Source organism: Salmonella sp. 741265055_HSA (genome assembly GCF_046569525.1).
Taxonomy (GTDB): domain Bacteria; phylum Pseudomonadota; class Gammaproteobacteria; order Enterobacterales; family Enterobacteriaceae; genus Salmonella; species Salmonella enterica.
Window position 1 is genome coordinate 41160 of the sequence record NZ_JBKFSQ010000028.1, and the last position, 18415, is coordinate 59574.

Here is an 18415-nt window from a genome sequence, read left to right on the forward strand (position 1 = left end):
GATTATTGGTCCTCCGCCGCTGCAACCACCGGGTTTTCCGCAGGCAAATGGGTGTTGTTGTCGCCCAGCATGATGTGATCAAGGATTTGGCGCATGATCGTGCCTACTGCCGGGCCTGCGCCGCCGTTTTCAAGGATGATCGCGACGGCGACCTGGGGATTGTTATACGGCGCAAAGGCGGTCATTAATTTATGGTCGCGCAGGCGCTCGGCGATTTTATGCGCATTGTACGTTTCGTTGGCCTTCAGGCCAAAGACCTGCGCGGTGCCCGACTTCGCCGCGATTTTATAGGGCGCGCTGGCAAAATATTTATGCGCCGTGCCGTTAGGGCGGTTGGCGACGCCATACATGCCATCTTTCGCAATTTCCCAGTAGCCGGAGTGAATATCGCCCACCGGCGGCTCATGCGGCTGTACCCACGGCACCTGTTTACCGTTTTCCGCGGTGCTCATTAACAGGTGCGGGACTTTAACTACACCGTCGTTAATAAGGATCATCAGCGCCTTACTCATCTGAATCGGCGTCGCTGTCCAGTAGCCCTGGCCGATGCCCACCGGAATCGTATCGCCCTGATACCACGGTTTTTTAAAGCGTTTCTGTTTCCACTCGCGGGTCGGCATATTACCAGAGCGCTCTTCTGCGAGATCAATTCCGGTATAGTGACCATAGCCGAACTTACCCATCCATTCTGACAGGCGATCGATTCCCATGTCATAGGCCACCTGATAGAAGAAGGTATCCGCCGACTCTTCAAGGGATTTGGTGATATTCAGATGCCCGTGGCCCCATTTTTTCCAGTCGCGGTAGCGTTTCTCAGACCCCGGCAACTGCCACCAGCCAGGGTCGAAAAGACTGGTGTTACGGGTGATGACGCCAGCGCTTAACGCCGATACGGCGACGTAAGGCTTAACGGTAGAAGCGGGTGGGTAGACACCCTGAGTCGCGCGGTTCACTAATGGCGTGTTCGGGTCGTTAAGCAGCCCGGAGTAATCTTTGCTGGAGATGCCATCCACGAAAAGGTTAGGGTCGTAACTTGGCATGGAGACCAGCGATAGCACGCCGCCGGTACGCGGATCGGTGACAATCACCGCCGCGCGACTGCCTGCCAGCAGCGTTTCAATATACTGCTGGAGCTTGAGATCCAGCGTCAGGTAGATATCGTGTCCGGCCTGCGGCGGTACCTCTTTGAGCTGGCGAATAACGCGGCCGCGGTTGTTGACTTCAACCTCTTCATAACCGGTTTGCCCATGCAGAATATCTTCATAGTAGCGCTCAATGCCCAGCTTGCCGATGTCATGGGTGGCGGCGTAGTTCGCCAGTTTGTTTTCTCTGTCGAGACGCTCGACGTCTTTATCATTGATTTTCGATACGTAGCCGATAACGTGGGTCAGCGCCGATCCGTATGGATAATAGCGGCGTTTATAGCCTTTGACTTCGACGCCCGGAAAACGGTACTGGTTGACAGCAAAGCGCGCGACCTGAACTTCCGTCAGGTTTGTTTTCACCGGAATAGAAGTAAAGCGATGGGATCGGGCGCGCTCTTTTTTAAAGGCGGCGATATCGTCGTCGTTTAAATCGACCACACTGCGTAGCGCATCCAGCGTTTGCTGAACGTTTTCCACCTTTTCCGGCATCATTTCAATCTGATAGATAGTGCGGTTCAGCGCAAGGGGAATGCCGTTACGGTCGTAGATTATCCCGCGGCTTGGCGCAATTGGCACCAGCTTGATACGGTTTTCGTTCGAGCGGGTCTGGTAATCGGTAAAACGGAGAATTTGCAGATTATACAAATTGGCGATCAGTACGCCGGTCAGCAGCAAAATACCCAAAAAGGCGACCAGCGCCCGACGCACAAACAGTGCGGACTCAGCCGTATAGTCACGAAAAGAATTTTGTCGTTTCATCCGCTGCTTAATCTTCTCAAGACTTCACGATCACTCACGGTGATAAGGGTGGTTGGTTGTGATGCTCCACGCCCGGTACAAACTCTCCGCGACCAGAACCCGAACCAGCGGGTGAGGGAGCGTTAACGCCGAGAGCGACCAGCTCTGTTCCGCTGCCGCTTTGCAGGCGGGAGATAATCCTTCCGGGCCGCCAATCAGCAAACTGACGTCGCGCCCGTCCTGTTTCCAGCGCTCCAGCTCATTGGCTAACTGCGGCGTATCCCACGGCTTGCCTGGAATATCCAGGGTAACAATGCGATTCTTACCGGCGGCGGCCAGCATCTGCTCGCCCTCTTTGTCGAGAATGCGTTTGATATCCGCGTTCTTGCCGCGTTTTCCCGCAGGGATTTCGATTAGCTCAAAGGGCATATCTTTCGGAAAACGACGCAGATATTCCGTAAATCCCGTTTGAACCCAGTCGGGCATCTTCGTGCCGACAGCGACAAGTTGCAGCTTCACGCATTAACTCCAGAGTTTTTCCAGTTCATACAGGCGGCGACTTTCTTCCTGCATGACATGCACAATCACATCGCCCAGATCGACGACAATCCAGTCAGCCGCATTTTCGCCTTCGACGCCCAATGGCAGCATACCGGCCGCGCGCGACGACTGCACCACGTGGTCGGCAATAGACATAACGTGACGGCTGGAGGTGCCGGTACAAATAATCATACAGTCGGTGATACTGGATTTACCCTGAACATCTAAGGCGATGATGTCCTGACCTTTCAGGTCATCAATTTTGTCGATAACAAAATCCTGGAGTGCTTTACCCTGCAAGTTTTCCCCCTGGGTGAATAATTGCGTTATAACGATAGAAAAAGGCCAACAGGCTGGACCGGTAAGGCGTTGCGAGTTAACGCTAACCTTCCGGCGGGACGCCGTGTAGTATACCTGAATCAGCGGCGATACCGGGACTTATGTCGCCGGATCGGCGTTTAAAACCAGATTATCATCCCATCCCACGTCACAGAAAGCATCGCCATTTTTGTAAAACAATTTCTGCAAAGCTCTGCAAGGTGAAAAAAGCCTGGCTGCGGAGAATAACAGCCTGTCGGGGGCTGTCAATGGGCGAAACCGCTGCGGCGAGAAAAAACGGAAAATTCATCACTCAGGCCGCCAGACGGCACGACTATTTAATACTTTCAGGGTGGCGAACCCTTCGCATATGTCGATTGCGCTCCAGCATCCCTGCTCTACCCGGAAATGCCATAGCGAGGCGGCGGGCATTGCGAGCAGACGGGCAATCAACAGGCTGAGTACGCCCTGATGGCTGACGATCAGCAGGTTCTGGCAATCGCTAAACGCGTCGAGTCGCGAGATAAAGCGCTCTACGCGCCGGGTAAAAGCCTGAAAACCCTCGCCATTGGTCGGAACCGCATTCTGCCAGTCCGTACACCAGGCGGCATAGCTTTCGGCATCTTCATGGGTCAGGTCGCGGTGATGGCGCATTTCCCAGTCGCCGAAGTACATCTCATTAAGCTCAGGTAAGATGTGTTGCGGCACATCCCGGCCCTCCAGTACGAGCCGGGCGGTATGGCGCGCGCGCTCCAGCTCGCTGCATAACACCCTGTCAAATGGCGCGTGGCGCAATAAAGTATGTAGCGTTTTCGCCTGGCCAATCCCTTTTTCCGTTAACGGCGTGGGAGCATGTCCGCTATACAACCCGGCGACATTGGCCTCAGTTTCGCCATGACGCACCAGCCACAATCGCATGGTATTCCTCATGAGGTTAAATGCGCAAAACATGATAATGCCCCCTGATTGCGCAACGTTTTTTTCACTAAAATAGCGTTTTTTGGCCGGAGGCATAATGGCGTTATTCAACAGCGCGCATGGCGGTAATATTCGGGAAGCCGCGACGGTGTTGGGCATCTCGCCTGACCAGTTACTGGATTTTAGCGCAAACATTAATCCGCTGGGTATGCCTGTCAGCGTGAAACGCGCGCTTATCGACAATCTGGACTGCATTGAGCGCTACCCGGACGCCGATTATTTTCATTTGCACCAGGCGCTGGCGCGTCATCATCAGGTGCCGGCATCGTGGATACTGGCGGGAAATGGCGAGACGGAGTCAATCTTTACCGTGGCGAGCGGTCTTAAACCGCATCGTGCAATGATTGTCACGCCAGGTTTCGCGGAGTATGGCCGGGCGCTGGCGCAAAGTGGCTGTGAAATTCGTCGCTGGTCTCTATGCGAAGCGGATGGCTGGCAGCTTACCGATGCCATTCTTGAGGCGTTGACGCCCGATCTGGACTGCCTGTTTCTGTGTACGCCCAATAATCCTACCGGCCTGCTGCCGGAGCGGCAGTTATTACAGGCCATTGCCGATCGCTGCAAATCGCTGAACATTAACCTGATCCTGGATGAGGCGTTTATCGATTTTATTCCGCATGAGGCGGGCTTTATTCCTGCTCTTAAAGATAATCCGCATATCTGGGTGCTGCGTTCGCTGACCAAATTTTATGCTATTCCCGGCCTGCGGTTGGGATATCTGGTCAACAGCGATGACGCGGCGGTGGCGCGGATGCGTCGCCAACAAATGTCGTGGTCGGTTAACGCGCTGGCGGCGCTTGCCGGTGAGGTAGCGTTACAGGATAGCGCCTGGCAACAGGCGACCTGGCATTGGTTACGGGAGGAGGGCGCCCGGTTTTATCAGGCGCTTTGTCAGCTCCCCCTGCTGACGGTCTATCCCGGGCGGGCAAACTATCTGTTGTTACGCTGTGAGCGAGAGGATATTGACCTGCAGCGACGGTTGCTGACGCAGCGGATTTTAATCCGTAGCTGCGCTAACTACCCGGGGCTGGACAGCCGCTATTATCGTGTGGCGATACGCAGCGCTGCGCAAAACGAGCGTCTGCTGTCGGTGCTGCGCAATGTGCTTACCGGTATAACCCCTGCTGATTGATGTAGTTCAGCACGTTTTCCGGCAACAGATCGTCGCAGGATTCGCCTTTTTCCAGCCGTTCGCGGATGAGGGTTGCGGAGATATTAAGCCAGGGCGTTTCCGCCAGGTAAATTTTACCGGCTGGCAACTGGTGCAGATCGTCCGGCGTATGGGTCAGATGCTGTTCCAGCCACTGCTGGTGTTGCGCCTGCGTCATTTCAAGGGGGTAGCCGGGACGACGGCAAACGATCAGGTGAGTGTTATCAAGGATGGTGTCGTAATCATGCCAGGAGGGGAAGTTAAGCAGCGAGTCCTGGCCGATAATAAACGCCAGCGGCGCTTCGGGGCCCTGTTCTTCGCGCCATGCTTTCAGCGTTTGCGCAGTGTAAGAGGGCGCGTTTCGCTGTAGCTCGCGTTCATCCAGCGTAAAAAGCGGCTTATCGGCGATAGCCAGCTCCAGCATATATTTACGCTGCGCGCTGGAGGCTTCCGGCTGGGGGCGATGCGGCGGCACATTGTTAGGCATAATAATCACCCGCGATAAGCCGATCAGATTCGCCAGCGTTTCAACAGGTTTAAGATGTCCATAATGCACCGGATCAAAGGTGCCGCCGAATAAAGCCTGTAACGATTTCATATCACCCATCAATAAATACGTCTGCCAGCGCCTTATGGCAGAGCAGGAGCGACAGCCCTTCAAGATCTGCCCATACCGACTGACCATAATCCTGTTTGAGCGTAATTTCTGTACGCGTCAGTAACTGCACGGCCTGGCGAAGCTGTGCAGGATGGAGACGCTGCAACGCGTCGCCGATCATGGGGCGACGGTTTTGCCAGACCCGGTGTTTATCAAACAGCGCGCGTAACGGCGTATGCGCGGACTGACGTTTGAGATTTACCAGTAGCAGCAGCTCTCGCTGGAGGGTGCGCAGCAGAATGACCGGTTCGCTGCCTTCAAGGCGTAGCTGTTGCAGGATATGCAGCGCGCGTTTGCTTTTCCCCATCAGTAACGCATCCACCCAGTGGAAAGGGGTAAAGTGGGCGGCGTCATTGACGGCCTGCTCCACGCGAGGAAGCGTTAACTTACCGTCAGGCCAAAGCAGCGACAGCCGTTCCAGCGCCTGCGCCAGCGCCAACAGATTGCCCTCATAGCAATAGCACAGCAGTTGGTTCGCGGCGTCATCCAGTTGCAAATTCTGTGCTTTCGCTCTGGCGGCCACCCAGCGGGGAAGCTGCGCCTGCTCCGGCGTCTGACAACTGACCTGAACGCTACGGTCTGCCAGCGCGGTATACCAGGCGGCGTTTTCCTGCGCTTTGGTGAGCTTGTTTCCGCGTACTATTAATAACAGGTCGTCATGCAGCAGCTCGCTCAGCGTGGCGAGTTGCTCATTCATTGCCGCGTTAGGCCCGTTTTCCGGCAGTTGCAGCACCAGCGTTTGACGACTGGCGAACAGACTCATCGCCTGGCAGAGTGAGAAAAGCGATCCCCAGTCGGTACTGGGATCGAGAGTAAAAGCGTGGTGCTCTTCGAAGCCTTGCGACGCAGCCGCCAGACGAATAGCGTCCTGACTTTCCTGCAGCAGCAGCGGATCGTTGCCCAATAGCAGATATGCCGCACGCAGCCCTTCGTTGAGCTGCGCGCGGAGTTGTTCAGGATACAACCTGATCATTAGTTACTCAGCGTAGTGGAGACGCGTGCTGGCGTAGAGGCGGGCGCCGCCGTCTCATTGTCGGCGGTAGCCTCCTCTTTCGTCGCCTGAATATCCGCCGCGCGGACGCTGGTCAGCTTACGAATCAGCTGTTCAGCGGCTTTGTCGTACATCTCCTGAACGATCATGGCCTGCTCGTTATCCTTCGCCAACGCCATCTGCGGGTTATCGAAGAACGAACGGTACACTTTCGTGCTGATAGGATAGATGTCATGGCCCGGAATCAATACCGAGGCATTGACGGTCATCACCATCTGATATTCCGCCGTCTGGCCGTCCTGGAACACTGACGCCGTATCCTGCGAAATAGTCACCGTTCCAAGCCGCAGAGACGGAACGTCTTTGCGCGTTGTGTCTTTATCAAGCAGGTTTACGTTATTCAGCCGTAACTGATTACGTACCGCACGACTTAGCGGACCGTTCGGATCGCCGGAATCGAGGATCATCGTTTTCATTGAAGCCGGAACCTGCGTAGTGCTACGCAGATGCCAGCCGCATCCGGCGGTGACCAGCACCGCCAGAGATAACAACAGTGTTACCAGATATCGCACGCTTCCTCCCGCGCTTAGCCAACAACCAGATTGAGGAGTTTACCCGGAACGTAAATCACTTTACGCACGGTAACGCCATCAAGATATTTTGCCACCAGATGTTCCTGGCCTGCACGTTCACGCACCTGTTCTTCGGTAGCATCCACCGGTACGGTGATTTTCCCGCGAACTTTACCGTTAACCTGCACGACAACCAGCGTGGTGTTTTCCACCATTGCCTGCTCGTCGGCAACCGGCCACGGCGCGTTGTCGATATCGCCTTCGCCACCCAGTTCCTGCCACAAGGTAAAGCAGACGTGCGGGGTGAACGGGTTAAGCATACGCACGACGGCCTGCAGCGCTTCCTGAAGCAGTGCGCGGTCTTGTTCGCCTTCCTGCGGGGCTTTCGCCAGTTTGTTCATCAACTCCATGATCGCCGCAATGGCGGTGTTGAACGTCTGACGGCGGCCGATATCATCGGTCACTTTGGCAATGGTTTTATGCACATCGCGACGCAGCGCTTTTTGATCTTCGCTCAGTGCATCGACGTTCAGCGCCGCGACAGAACCTTTAGCGGTGTGTTCGTAAACCAGCTTCCAGACGCGTTTAATAAAGCGGTTTGCGCCTTCTACGCCGGACTCCTGCCATTCCAGAGTCATATCCGCCGGAGAAGCGAACATCATAAACAGGCGTACCGTGTCCGCGCCATAACGTTCAACCATTACCTGCGGGTCGATACCGTTATTTTTCGACTTGGACATTTTACTCATGCCAGTGTAGACCAGCGCATGACCCGCTGCGTCTTTTGCTTTTACGATGCGGCCTTTCTCATCGCGCTCGACGATAGCGTCAACTGGCGAAACCCAGTTACGCTCGCCGTTCTCGCCGACATAATAGAACGCATCCGCCAGTACCATGCCCTGACACAGCAACTGTTTAGCCGGCTCGTCAGAGGTGACCATGCCCGCATCGCGCATCAGCTTATGGAAGAAGCGGAAGTAGAGCAGGTGCATGATGGCATGTTCAATACCGCCGATGTAGATGTCGACCGGCAGCCAGTAGTTTGCCGCTTTCGAATCCAGCATTCCTTCCTGATACTGCGGGCAGGTGTAACGCGCGTAGTACCATGACGATTCCATAAAGGTGTCGAAGGTGTCGGTTTCACGCAGCGCCGGCATACCGTTAACGGTGGTTTTCGCCCACTCAGGATCGGCCTTGATCGGGCTGGTGATGCCGTCCATGACGACGTCTTCCGGCAAAATAACCGGCAGTTGATCTTCCGGCGTCGGCAGCACGGTGCCGTCTTCCAGGGTGACCATTGGGATCGGCGCGCCCCAGTAACGCTGACGGGAAACGCCCCAGTCACGCAGACGGTAGTTCACTTTACGTTCGCCGACGCCTTTTTCCGCCAGTTTATCGGCAATGGCGTTAAACGCCGCTTCAAAGGCCAGGCCGTCGAACTCGCCGGAGTTAAACAGCACGCCTTTTTCGGTCAGCGCCTGTTCGGAAAGATCCGGCTCGGAACCGTCAGCGGCCAGAATCACCGGCTTGATGGTCAAACCGTATTTGGAGGCAAATTCGTAGTCGCGCTGATCGTGACCCGGAACGGCCATCACCGCGCCAGTGCCGTACTCCATCAGGACAAAGTTTGCCGCCCAGACCGGGATCTCTTCGCCAGTTAACGGATGAATCGCTTTATAGCCGGTGTCGACGCCTTTTTTCTCCATGGTCGCCATTTCGGCTTCGGCCACTTTGGTGTTACGGCATTCGTCGATGAACGCCGCCAGCTCGGCGTTGTTCGCCGCCGCTTTTTGCGCCAGCGGATGACCGGCGGCCACCGCCAGGTAAGTGGCGCCCATAAAGGTATCCGGACGGGTGGTATAGACGGTCAGCGTGTTATCGTAACCCTTCACATCGAAGGTGATTTCCACGCCTTCAGAGCGGCCAATCCAGTTGCGCTGCATCGTTTTTACGGTATCAGGCCAGTGGTCCAGCTTATCCAGATCGCGCAACAGCTCGTCTGCGTAAGCGGTGATTTTGATAAACCACTGTGGGATCTCTTTACGCTCAACTTTGGTGTCGCAGCGCCAGCAGCAGCCGTCGATCACCTGTTCGTTGGCGAGAACGGTCTGATCGTTCGGGCACCAGTTAACGGCAGAAGTCTTCTTGTACACCAGGCCTTTTTTATACAGCTCGGTGAAGAATTTCTGTTCCCAACGGTAGTATTCCGGGGTGCAGGTCGCGATTTCACGGCTCCAGTCATAGCCAAAACCCAGCGTTTTGAGCTGGTTTTTCATGTACGCGATGTTGTCGTACGTCCACGGCGCCGGCGCGGTGTTGTTCTTCACCGCCGCGCCTTCCGCCGGCAGGCCGAAGGCGTCCCAGCCGATTGGCTGCAGCACGTTTTTGCCCAGCATACGCTGGTAGCGGGCAACCACGTCGCCGATGGTGTAGTTACGTACGTGGCCCATGTGTAGTCGGCCAGAAGGATAGGGAAGCATCGACAGGCAGTAATACTTCTCTTTGCTCTCGTCTTCGGTCACTTCAAATGTGCGCTTCTCATCCCAGTGAAGCTGTACTTTGGATTCTATCTCTTCCGGGCGGTATTGCTCTTGCATGGCAGCCAGTAGTCCTGTTTTCGATACAGCTACAAATGTAGCTTTAGAGGTGGTGTTTAGATCCGCATAGCATAGCCCAAACACGCACGTCAAAACAGGGGGTAGAACATTTGTCGCGCCAGGCGTTCATGAGGAGGTGACGCAAAATGCGACACGACTGAGGCAAATTACCGCAGTTCCTGTCACCGCCAGATCGGCCCATAAAAATAAAGTCATATAAACCATGCAGTTAAAAAATGGCACGCCTTTTGATTAGGGAAGACAGGACTAAAGCAAAGGAGTTAATCGTGAAAAAAAATGCAGTGGTGATTCACCCTCAGGATTGCGTCGCGACGGCTATTACGGCGCTCAAAGCCGGCGAAACCGCCACAATGTTCGTTGGCGAACGCGAGATAAGCGTTGTGTTACATCAGGATGTGCCATTTGGCCACAAATTCGCCATCTGCGATGTGCCTTTTCATGGCGAAGTTTATAAATATGGTGAATCCATTGGCCGCGCCACTCAGGAAATAAAAAGTGGCGACTATGTGCACGTCCACAATGTGGAAAGCGAACGCGGACGTGGTGACTGGAAATAATATAAAACAAGGGAAAATGATTATGAGCAATGAGACTTTTTTGGGGTTCCGCCGCCCTGACGGCCGTTTTGGCATCCGTAATTATGTACTGATTTTACCTACCAGCGTTTGCGCGAATAAAGTTGCCCAGGATATTGCCCGGCAGGTAAAAGGCGCGACATGGGTGAATAACGATTTTGGCTGCTGCCAGGTGGCAGGCGATGCGCGTCTGACGGAAAAAACATTGATTAATGTGGCGAATAATCCCAACGTCGGCGCTATTGTGGTTGTGGGCTTAGGCTGTGAAGGCGCGGAGCCGCTACGCATCGCAGAGGAGATTACCGCATTTGGCAAACCGACCTCCTGCATCACCATTCAGGAAGAGGGCGGCACGCTTAAATGTCAGGCCAGGGGGATTTCGCTGGCCCGCGACTATGCGCAACAACTCTCCATGCAAAAACCGCAGCAAGCACCGGTTAGCGAGCTGCTGTTGGCGATGGAGTGCGGCGGGTCAGATACGACATCGGGGCTGGCGTCTAACCCTTCCTGCGGGGTCGCCTCGGATAAGCTGATACGCTGCGGCGGAAGCTCAATTCTTTCTGAAACGACGGAATTTATTGGCGCCGAGCATGTGATGGCGAAACGCGCGGTGACGCCGGAGGTTGGTCAACAGCTCATTGATTTAGTGGTCGGCTGCGAGGCGCGAGCAAAAGCGCTGGGCGAGGATATTCGCGGGGGACAGCCGACGCCGGGCAATATTAAAGGCGGGTTGACTACCATTGAAGAAAAATCGTTAGGCTGTATGCATAAAGCGGGTCATGCGCCGCTACAGGGCGTACTGGAATATGCCGATAGTCCAACGCATCCGGGCCTGTGGATTATGGATACCCCAGGGCAGGATATTGAATCTATTTCCGGCATGGTGGCGGGGGGAGCGCAGATCGTTATTTTTACTACCGGTCGCGGAACGCCTGCCGGTAACCCAATAGCGCCGGTAATAAAAATTACGGGTAATAAAGCAACGTGGGAAATGATGCAGGACAATATTGATATTGATGTGTCCGCCATTATGTCTGGCGAGGCTTCTATTACGCAAATGGGCGAGGAAATTTATCAGGAAATTTTACGCGTCGCGAATGGGAAAACGACTAAATCAGAAGATTTAGGTCATAACGAATTCTCTATTTATAAGATCGCGCCGACGTTCTGATACCAAATCGGGCAGCACAAGCTGTCCGGTTATCTCCTGGGAATAAGCTATGAAAATTAAAAAAACACTGGAACGTTTTCCTGGTGGTATGATGGTTGTACCGCTAATCATCGGCGCATTGTTTAAAACTTTTGCGCCGGAGGCGCTGGAAATAGGCGGTTTTGTCACCTCTATTTCGCATGGCGCAATGGCGATTTTAGGCATGTTTTTAGTCTGTATGGGCGCGGATATCCAGTTTAAAGCCGCGCCGAAAGCGCTGAAAAAAGGCGCTGCGATCACCTTTGCGAAATTTGCCAGCGGCGTGATTATTGGCATTCTGGTCGGAAAATTTTGCGGCCCGGATGGGTTATTAGGTCTGTCGGCTTTAGCGATTATTTCGGCGATGACCAACTCGAACAGTGGGTTATATGCCGCGTTGGTGGGGGAGTACGGCGATGAAACCGACGGCGGCGCGATTGCGGTAATATCGTTGAACGATGGTCCCTTTTTCACCATGCTGGCGTTAGGGTCGGCAGGCATGGTGTCGATACCCTTTATGAATCTGGTGGCGGTTATTATTCCCATTATTATTGGCATGATTTTGGGTAATCTGGATGAGGACATGCGCAAGTTTCTTAAACAGGGCAGCGTGGTAACGATTCCCTTTTTTGCCTTTGGGTTAGGATACGGTATTGATTTCGCAAGACTTATCACGGCAGGCTCTTCAGGTATTTTACTGGGACTCATGACGGTGGCGATTGGCGGATTTTTTAATATTTTCGCCGATCGTCTGACGGGAGGCAGCGGCGTGGCAGGCGCGGCGGTATCCACCACCTCTGGCAACGCCGTCGCGACGCCAGCGGCAATCGCGCTGCTCGATCCGCATTTTACCGACCTGGCGTCGACGGCGGCGGCGCAGGTGGCGGCCTCGACGATTATTACCGCTCTGTGCGCCCCCTTCCTGACCGTATGGATAAAAAAACGCTACGATCGTAAACTGAACCCAGCCGCCGCAGGCGGTTAGCGTTTCGGCGGAAAATAAATCACGACGGGCGGTCTCGCCCGTTCATAAACCAACAGGATGGTGAGTGATGAATAAGACGAAAGATATAGCCGCATCTCCTCTCTGTTTTGTCTCTCCTTACCCTCAACTGGCAAAGGCTGCCGAGGCGCTGGTCGCGCAGTTGGATTACGCCGTCACTATTCATCAAACGACGCTTAATCGTATCCTGGATGAGCTACCTTTATTAGAGTCCCGTGGGCACCAGGTACTGATTAGTCGTGGCGGCTGTGCGGAAATATTAAAAAAGCACAGTAAATTACCGGTAGTCGAAATTAAAATGTCCGGCTACGACATTCTTGATGCGCTTATCCCTTTTAAAGGACAAAAAGGCACTGTCGGTATTGTCGGCTTTTCCAGTGTGATCAAAGGATGCGCGCGCGTAGCGGAACAGTTAAATATTAACTATAAAATTTTTACCTTACAGGGAAATGATAAAGAAACGATTTCTTGCCTGAAGCGGCAATTAGCGTCCACGCCATTAGATTGCATTGTTGGCGATACCGTTTGTCAGGATTATTTTTCACCGCTGGGCTCGCAATTCCGTTTACTTGATTCCAGCCCCGCCTCAATAACCGAAGCTCTGGAAGAAGCCCTCTCATTATATCTGGCTTTTCGCAGCCAATTACTGGAGCGTCATCATCTGCAGCTGATTCTCGATCAGTTTGATAAAGCTGTTATCACGCTTGATGATACCGGCGCGTTACTGCATTACAATAAATATGCGAGCCAACTTTTTAAAATTAACGCCTCCGGTGAGATTTATGACGCATCTTTCCTGAAACAGGTATTGCACCAGGAGCGGCATACATTACGTGAGGGAAAAACCGTCAGCGCGAAAGTCGTCGATACGCCGCAAGGCGCGATGGTGGTTAATCTGTATCCGGTATTTGCGGCCAGACAGTTAAGCCGGGTGGTGTTGACGATGCAAACCGTCTCCAGTTTACAGGGGGTGGAACATCATGTTCGCCGCCAGGAACTGTCTCGCCGCGGCTTGAGCGCCCGCTATCATTTCGACGATCTGCTTACCGAAAATCCGGAAATGCTGCGTCGTCTGGCGATCATTAAAAATTATGCCGGTACGGACGCGACTATCTTAATTAATGGCGAAAGCGGGACGGGAAAAGAGGTGCTGGCGCAAAGTATTCATAATGCCAGCCAACGCGTCAACGGCCCGTTTGTCGCCATTAACTGCGGCGCGATGGCCCCTCAGATTCTGGAGAGCGAACTCTTTGGCTATGTCGCTGGCGCATTTACCGGCGCGTCGCCGAAAGGCAAAATAGGCCTGTTTGAATTAGCGCACCACGGTACCATTTTTCTGGATGAGATTAGCGAACTGGATAAACCGCTACAGACGCGCTTATTACGGGTATTGCAGGAGCGGCAGATTATGCGGCTGGGCTCAGACCAGATGATACCTGTTGATATTCGCGTGATTGCGGCGACCAATCAGACGTTAACGAAGCTCATTGCGGACGGGACATTTCGCGAAGATCTTTACTATCGGCTTAACGTATTAAAAGTAACCACCATCCCGCTACGCAAACGTCCGGAGGATATCAAAGCCATCGGCCTGTCGCTGCTTACCAGTTTCAGCCAGCATTATAAACGCCCGGCACTAACGTTAACCCCGGCGCTGTGGTAAGAGCTTCAGCGCTTCGCCTGGCCCGGAAACGTCAGGCAGTTAAGCAATATTATCGAACGGCTGGTGCTCTCTATTGATCACTCCCCGGCAACGCTGGATGAGGGCCGCCTCTTGCTGGACGATCTGGAAGAGGGGAGCCGACGCGAGCCAACTACCTGCTACGACTGCCAGATGCTGGCTGGCGATTATAAAACGATTCGCCTGCGTATTTTGAGAAAATTATTAGAGGCGGAAAGGGATAATAAATCGTTAGTGGCGAAACGATTAAATGTCGATCGTACCTCGCTGACGCGCTGGATACGTGAGTCGGCCTGACAAGAATTTACAGACTCTGTGGGCAGCCTTGCAAAGCGTAACGCAAATAACGTCTATTATTATAGACAGTTAACGATCCAAGAGGTGAAGTGATGAACAAGGTTGCTCAATATTACCGTGAACTGGTGGCCTCATTAAGCGAGCGTTTACGCAATGGCGAGCGCGACATTGATGCGCTGGTGGAGCAGGCGCGCCAGCGCGTGATGCAAACAGGGGAGTTAACGCGAACCGAGGTGGACGAACTGACGCGCGCTGTCAGACGCGATCTGGAAGAGTTCGCCATGAGCTACGAAGAGAGCCAGGAAGATAGCGTCTTCTTGCGGGTGATTAAAGAGAGTCTCTGGCAGGAACTGGCAGATATTACCGACAAAACCCAGCTGGAATGGCGTGAAGTCTTCCAGGATTTGAATCACCACGGCGTGTATCACAGTGGCGAAGTGGTGGGGCTGGGGAATCTGGTGTGCGAGAAATGCCACTATCATCTGGCGGTTTACACGCCGGATGTGTTGCCGCTCTGCCCGAAATGCGGTCATGACCAGTTTCAGAGAAGACCGTTTGAGCCGTGAGTGGAAGAGCGCTGGTGCGTCTTATCCGGCCTACCAAAAATCGTTCACGTAGGCCGGATATGGCGAAGCTGCCATCCGGCAAATATTACGCGTAAGACTTCAGCCGTTCCGCCAGTAAATCGACAAATCCCTGGCGGTCTACATCGACCATCACCGTCGCATTCGGCTTATTCCCCGTCAGGAAATAATAATCCACCACCGTCATCCCCTGGGTGTATTTCCCCTGGGTTTCCACGCCGACCCAACGCTCAACGGTGGTGAAAATCTCGGGCTTGAGCAGCCAGGCGATGGTGCACGGGTCGTGCAGCGGCGCGCCGACAAATCCCCATTTTTCGTCTTTGTGATATTCAAAGAAGAAGTCGAGTAGTTCAGCCACGATCGTCGAAATTGGATTGCCGATGTCGCGGAAACGCTCGATATCGGCGGCGTGAATCTGTGCCTTATGAGTGACGTCCAGCCCGGCCATCACCACCGGAATGCCTGACTGGAAGACAATTTCGGCGGCCTCCGGGTCGACGTAAATATTAAATTCCGCAGCGGGTGTCCAGTTACCCAGCGCCATCGCGCCGCCCATGATCACAATGCGGGCGATTTTCGTATGCAGTTCCGGATGGCTATTCAGCAGCAGCGCCACGTTGGTCTGTGGGCCAGTGGAGACGATGGTGACTGGCTGTGCGCTCTCACGCAGTGTTTTTGCCATCAGCTCAACGGCAGTGCAGCTTTGCGGGGCGAATGACGGCTCGGGCAGCGCCGGGCCGTCAAGACCACTTTCGCCGTGAACGTTATCGGCGATAATCAATTCGCGCATGAGAGGTTTCACCGCGCCGCCCGCCACCGGAATATCCGGGCGTTTGAGCAGTGTCAGCATCCGCAGTACGTTGCGCAGGGTCTTCTCCGGCGTCTGGTTGCCGGCGGAAGAGGTGATCGCTTTCACTTCCAGTTCAGGGGAGGCGAGGGCGAGAACGAGGGCGATCGCGTCATCATGACCCGGATCGCAATCAATAATAATGGGCAGTGCCATTGTGGCTCCTTGTAAGCGGTACTTTGTGACAAGGTTAACGCCCGGCTGGATACGTTTCGAGAAGCGAAGCGGTAAAGCGTGAGATAGCGCGCACTCTGACGTGCGCGCCGGGAAGATTAGTGCAGGATTTTCGCAAGGAAGTCTTTTGCGCGATCGGAACTGGGGTTAGCGAAGAACTCCTCTTTTGGCGAATCTTCGACGATTTTACCTTCATCCATAAAGATCACCCGGTTAGCCACTTTACGGGCAAAGCCCATTTCGTGCGTCACCACCATCATGGTCATCCCTTCGTTCGCCAGCTCGACCATCACGTCCAGCACCTCGTTGATCATTTCCGGATCGAGCGCGGAAGTCGGTTCATCGAATAACATGGCAATGGGGTCCATACATAGCGCGCGGGCGATCGCCACGCGCTGCTGCTGGCCGCCGGAAAGCTGCGCCGGGAACTTGTTGGCATGTGCAGACAGACCAACGCGCTCCAGCAGCTTCAGGCCTTTATCGCGGGCGGCGGCCTTATCGCGTTTCAGCACTTTCACCTGTGCCAGCGTCAGGTTTTCGATGATCGACAGGTGGGGAAACAGCTCGAAGTGCTGGAATACCATGCCCACGCGGGAGCGCAGTTTCGCCAGATCGGTTTTTTTGTCGTTCACAATAATGCCGTTAACGGTAATTTCGCCTTTTTGCACCGGTTCCAGACCGTTGACGGTCTTAATCAGCGTGGATTTACCGGAACCCGATGGCCCGCAGACTACCACCACCTCACCTTTTTTCACTTCTGTTGAACAATCGGTCAGCACCTGAAAGTGACCATACCATTTTGAAACATTTTTCAGGGTAATCATTAAACTGTCCTTTTCTTCAAATAGCTGACCAGCAACGACGCGCTCAGGCTGATAACAAAATAAACGGCGCCGGCGAACAGAATCATTTCGACCTGAGTACCGTCACGCTCGCCGATAGTCGACGCGGTGCGGAAGAAGTCCGCCAGGCTGAGTACATAAACTAAAGAGGTGTCCTGAAATAGCACGATGCCCTGCGTAAGCAACAGCGGCACCATCGCCCGAAACGCCTGCGGCAGAATAATGAGCTTCATCGACTGCCAGTGGGTCATCCCCAGCGCCAGCGCGGCGCTGGACTGGCCGCGGGAAATACTTTGAATACCGGCGCGAATAATCTCGGAATAGTAGGCCGCTTCAAACATGGAGAAGGCCACCATCGCGGAGATCAGGCGGATATCGGTTTTCGGCGATAGTCCCAGCACGTTTTGCAGAAAGCCGGGTACAATCAGATAGAACCACAGCAAGACCATGACCAACGGGATAGAACGGAAAACGTTAACATACGCTTTAGCAAACCAGGCGATAGGGGCGAAGCTTGAGAGGCGCATGACGGCCAGAATGGTTCCCCAGACTATCCCCACGACAACGGCGGTGACGGTGATCTTCAGCGTGATGACCAACCCGGCCAGCAGGTAAGGCAGTGAGGGGATAATCGAACTCCAGTCAAATTCGTACATTATTTGCTCCCCACGTTGCCCGGCAGGCGGACTTTGCGTTCAACCAGGCTCATGACCAGCATGATAACGGCGTTAATCAGCACATAGGCCAGCGTAATGGCGGTGAAAGATTCCCAGGCGTGCGCCGAGTAATCCAACAGTTTGCCTGCCTGCGCCGCCATATCCACCAGACCGATGGTTGAGGCAATAGCCGAGTTTTTCACCAGGTTCATCATCTCTGACGTCATTGGCGGCACGATAACGCGATAGGCATTCGGCAGCAGGACATAGCGATAAGCCTGCGGCAGCGTTAGCCCCATCGCCAGCGCCGCGTTCTTCTGCCCGCGAGGCAGAGACTGAATCGCGGCGCGCACCTGTTCGCAAACGCGGGCGGCGGTAAACAGTCCCAGACAGATCATTGAGGAGAGGAAAAACTGAATATTGGGATCGAGTTCCGCCTTAAACCACATGCCAAGATCTTCCGGCAACAGTTCAGGCACCACCAGGTACCAGGTGAAGAATTGCACGATCAGCGGCACGTTACGGAACAGTTCTACGTACAACGTGCCCAGCCCGGAGAGGAAACGGTTGGGAACGGTACGTAAAATGCCGAAAATAGATCCTACCAGGAAAGCGATAATCCAGGCGGTAATCGAAAGGGCTACGGTGACCTGAAAACCACTCCATAGCCAGCCGAGATAGGTGGTATTGCCGAAGGGGGCTTCCTGTAAAAAAATACCCCAGTTCCAGTCTATTGACATACATCTACTCCGAAAAAAAAGGGTAGCAGCGCTACCCTCGAAGATTGTTGCCCGGCGATTTGCGGCTTCAGGCCCGATGGGGAACGACCATCAGGCTTATAGTCTGTCCGTGCTGAGCG

General features: G+C 54.1%; 17 protein-coding genes and 1 pseudogene. 6 read left to right on the top strand and 12 right to left on the bottom strand.

Translation table 11 applies throughout. The annotated features are described in order from the left end of the window. Window positions 1-2: 2 nt before the first annotated feature. From mrdA to ACLD4K_RS15755, 4 genes are all read right to left on the bottom strand, one after another. Window positions 3-1904: a peptidoglycan DD-transpeptidase MrdA gene (mrdA, locus tag ACLD4K_RS15740; protein WP_023201921.1), complete on the bottom strand. Its 1902-nt coding sequence runs from the start codon at window positions 1902-1904 to the stop codon at window positions 3-5. A gap of 30 nt (window positions 1905-1934) precedes the next feature. After that, window positions 1935-2402 carry a 23S rRNA (pseudouridine(1915)-N(3))-methyltransferase RlmH gene (gene rlmH / locus ACLD4K_RS15745; RefSeq protein ID WP_000776107.1) on the bottom strand — a complete coding sequence of 156 codons (468 nt, stop codon included), beginning with the start codon at window positions 2400-2402 and terminating at the stop codon, window positions 1935-1937. A 3-nt stretch (window positions 2403-2405) separates the two neighbouring features. Further along, window positions 2406-2723, bottom strand: coding sequence for a ribosome silencing factor (gene rsfS / locus ACLD4K_RS15750; RefSeq protein ID WP_001161670.1), 318 nt, complete (start codon window positions 2721-2723; stop codon window positions 2406-2408). Window positions 2724-3050: 327 nt separating this feature from the next. Next, complete coding sequence (locus ACLD4K_RS15755; protein WP_001241922.1) at window positions 3051-3659, bottom strand: adenosylcobalamin/alpha-ribazole phosphatase; 609 nt, start codon at window positions 3657-3659, stop codon at window positions 3051-3053. Window positions 3660-3756: 97 nt separating this feature from the next. Here ACLD4K_RS15755 and cobD point away from each other — a divergent pair, with 97 nt between their 5' ends. After that, window positions 3757-4851: a threonine-phosphate decarboxylase CobD gene (gene cobD / locus ACLD4K_RS15760; RefSeq protein WP_411012129.1), complete on the top strand. Its 1095-nt coding sequence runs from the start codon at window positions 3757-3759 to the stop codon at window positions 4849-4851. Here cobD and nadD read toward each other — a convergent pair. The 4 genes from nadD to leuS are packed head-to-tail and all read right to left on the bottom strand — an operon-like array spanning window position 4826 to window position 9687. Next, on the bottom strand, window positions 4826-5467 hold the full coding sequence (gene nadD / locus ACLD4K_RS15765) for a nicotinate-nucleotide adenylyltransferase (protein WP_023972009.1): 642 nt from the start codon (window positions 5465-5467) through the stop codon (window positions 4826-4828). The two genes, cobD and nadD, sit on opposite strands and share 26 nt — an antisense overlap. Window position 5468: 1 nt before the next feature. Beyond that, entirely contained in the window at window positions 5469-6500 is a 1032-nt protein-coding gene (gene holA / locus ACLD4K_RS15770; RefSeq protein ID WP_000620491.1) for a DNA polymerase III subunit delta, read from the bottom strand. After that, window positions 6500-7090 carry an LPS assembly lipoprotein LptE gene (lptE, locus tag ACLD4K_RS15775; protein ID WP_001269950.1) on the bottom strand — a complete coding sequence of 197 codons (591 nt, stop codon included), beginning with the start codon at window positions 7088-7090 and terminating at the stop codon, window positions 6500-6502. Before lptE ends, holA begins: the two co-directional genes overlap by 1 nt. Before the next feature lie 14 nt (window positions 7091-7104). Next, the gene (gene leuS / locus ACLD4K_RS15780) at window positions 7105-9687 is read right to left on the bottom strand and encodes a leucine--tRNA ligase (RefSeq protein WP_411012130.1); all 2583 of its coding nucleotides are present in this window, start codon (window positions 9685-9687) and stop codon (window positions 7105-7107) included. 236 nt (window positions 9688-9923) lie between these two features. Here leuS and ACLD4K_RS15785 point away from each other — a divergent pair, with 236 nt between their 5' ends. The 5 genes and pseudogenes from ACLD4K_RS15785 (at window position 9924) to ACLD4K_RS15805 (ending at window position 15019) form a co-directional block, all read left to right on the top strand. Beyond that, window positions 9924-10265, top strand: coding sequence for a UxaA family hydrolase (locus tag ACLD4K_RS15785; protein ID WP_015632837.1), 342 nt, complete (start codon window positions 9924-9926; stop codon window positions 10263-10265). 16 nt (window positions 10266-10281) lie between these two features. Continuing rightward, window positions 10282-11454, top strand: a complete 1173-nt coding sequence (locus ACLD4K_RS15790) for a UxaA family hydrolase (protein ID WP_001670689.1) — start codon at window positions 10282-10284, stop codon at window positions 11452-11454. A gap of 49 nt (window positions 11455-11503) precedes the next feature. Next, on the top strand, window positions 11504-12457 hold the full coding sequence (locus ACLD4K_RS15795; protein ID WP_000694477.1) for a 2-keto-3-deoxygluconate permease: 954 nt from the start codon (window positions 11504-11506) through the stop codon (window positions 12455-12457). A 67-nt stretch (window positions 12458-12524) separates the two neighbouring features. Then, window positions 12525-14453 (top strand): annotated as a pseudogene (locus tag ACLD4K_RS15800) (sigma 54-interacting transcriptional regulator). A gap of 92 nt (window positions 14454-14545) precedes the next feature. Further along, a complete protein-coding gene (locus ACLD4K_RS15805) occupies window positions 14546-15019 on the top strand; it encodes a zinc ribbon-containing protein (protein ID WP_001044885.1) in 474 nt (157 codons plus the stop codon). Between the two features lie 85 nt (window positions 15020-15104). On the opposite strand, the gene rihA is transcribed toward ACLD4K_RS15805, so the two are convergent. The 4 genes from rihA to gltJ form a co-directional block, all read right to left on the bottom strand. After that, complete coding sequence (gene rihA / locus ACLD4K_RS15810) at window positions 15105-16040, bottom strand: pyrimidine-specific ribonucleoside hydrolase RihA (protein ID WP_411012131.1); 936 nt, start codon at window positions 16038-16040, stop codon at window positions 15105-15107. Window positions 16041-16156: 116 nt separating this feature from the next. Beyond that, window positions 16157-16882: a glutamate/aspartate ABC transporter ATP-binding protein GltL gene (gltL, locus tag ACLD4K_RS15815; protein WP_000631369.1), complete on the bottom strand. Its 726-nt coding sequence runs from the start codon at window positions 16880-16882 to the stop codon at window positions 16157-16159. After that, complete coding sequence (gene gltK, locus ACLD4K_RS15820) at window positions 16882-17556, bottom strand: glutamate/aspartate ABC transporter permease GltK (protein ID WP_000272799.1); 675 nt, start codon at window positions 17554-17556, stop codon at window positions 16882-16884. Before gltK ends, gltL begins: the two co-directional genes overlap by 1 nt. Continuing rightward, window positions 17556-18296 carry a glutamate/aspartate ABC transporter permease GltJ gene (gene gltJ / locus ACLD4K_RS15825; RefSeq protein ID WP_000020930.1) on the bottom strand — a complete coding sequence of 247 codons (741 nt, stop codon included), beginning with the start codon at window positions 18294-18296 and terminating at the stop codon, window positions 17556-17558. The genes gltK and gltJ overlap by 1 nt, the downstream gene beginning before the upstream one ends. Between the last annotated feature and the right edge of the window lie 119 nt (window positions 18297-18415).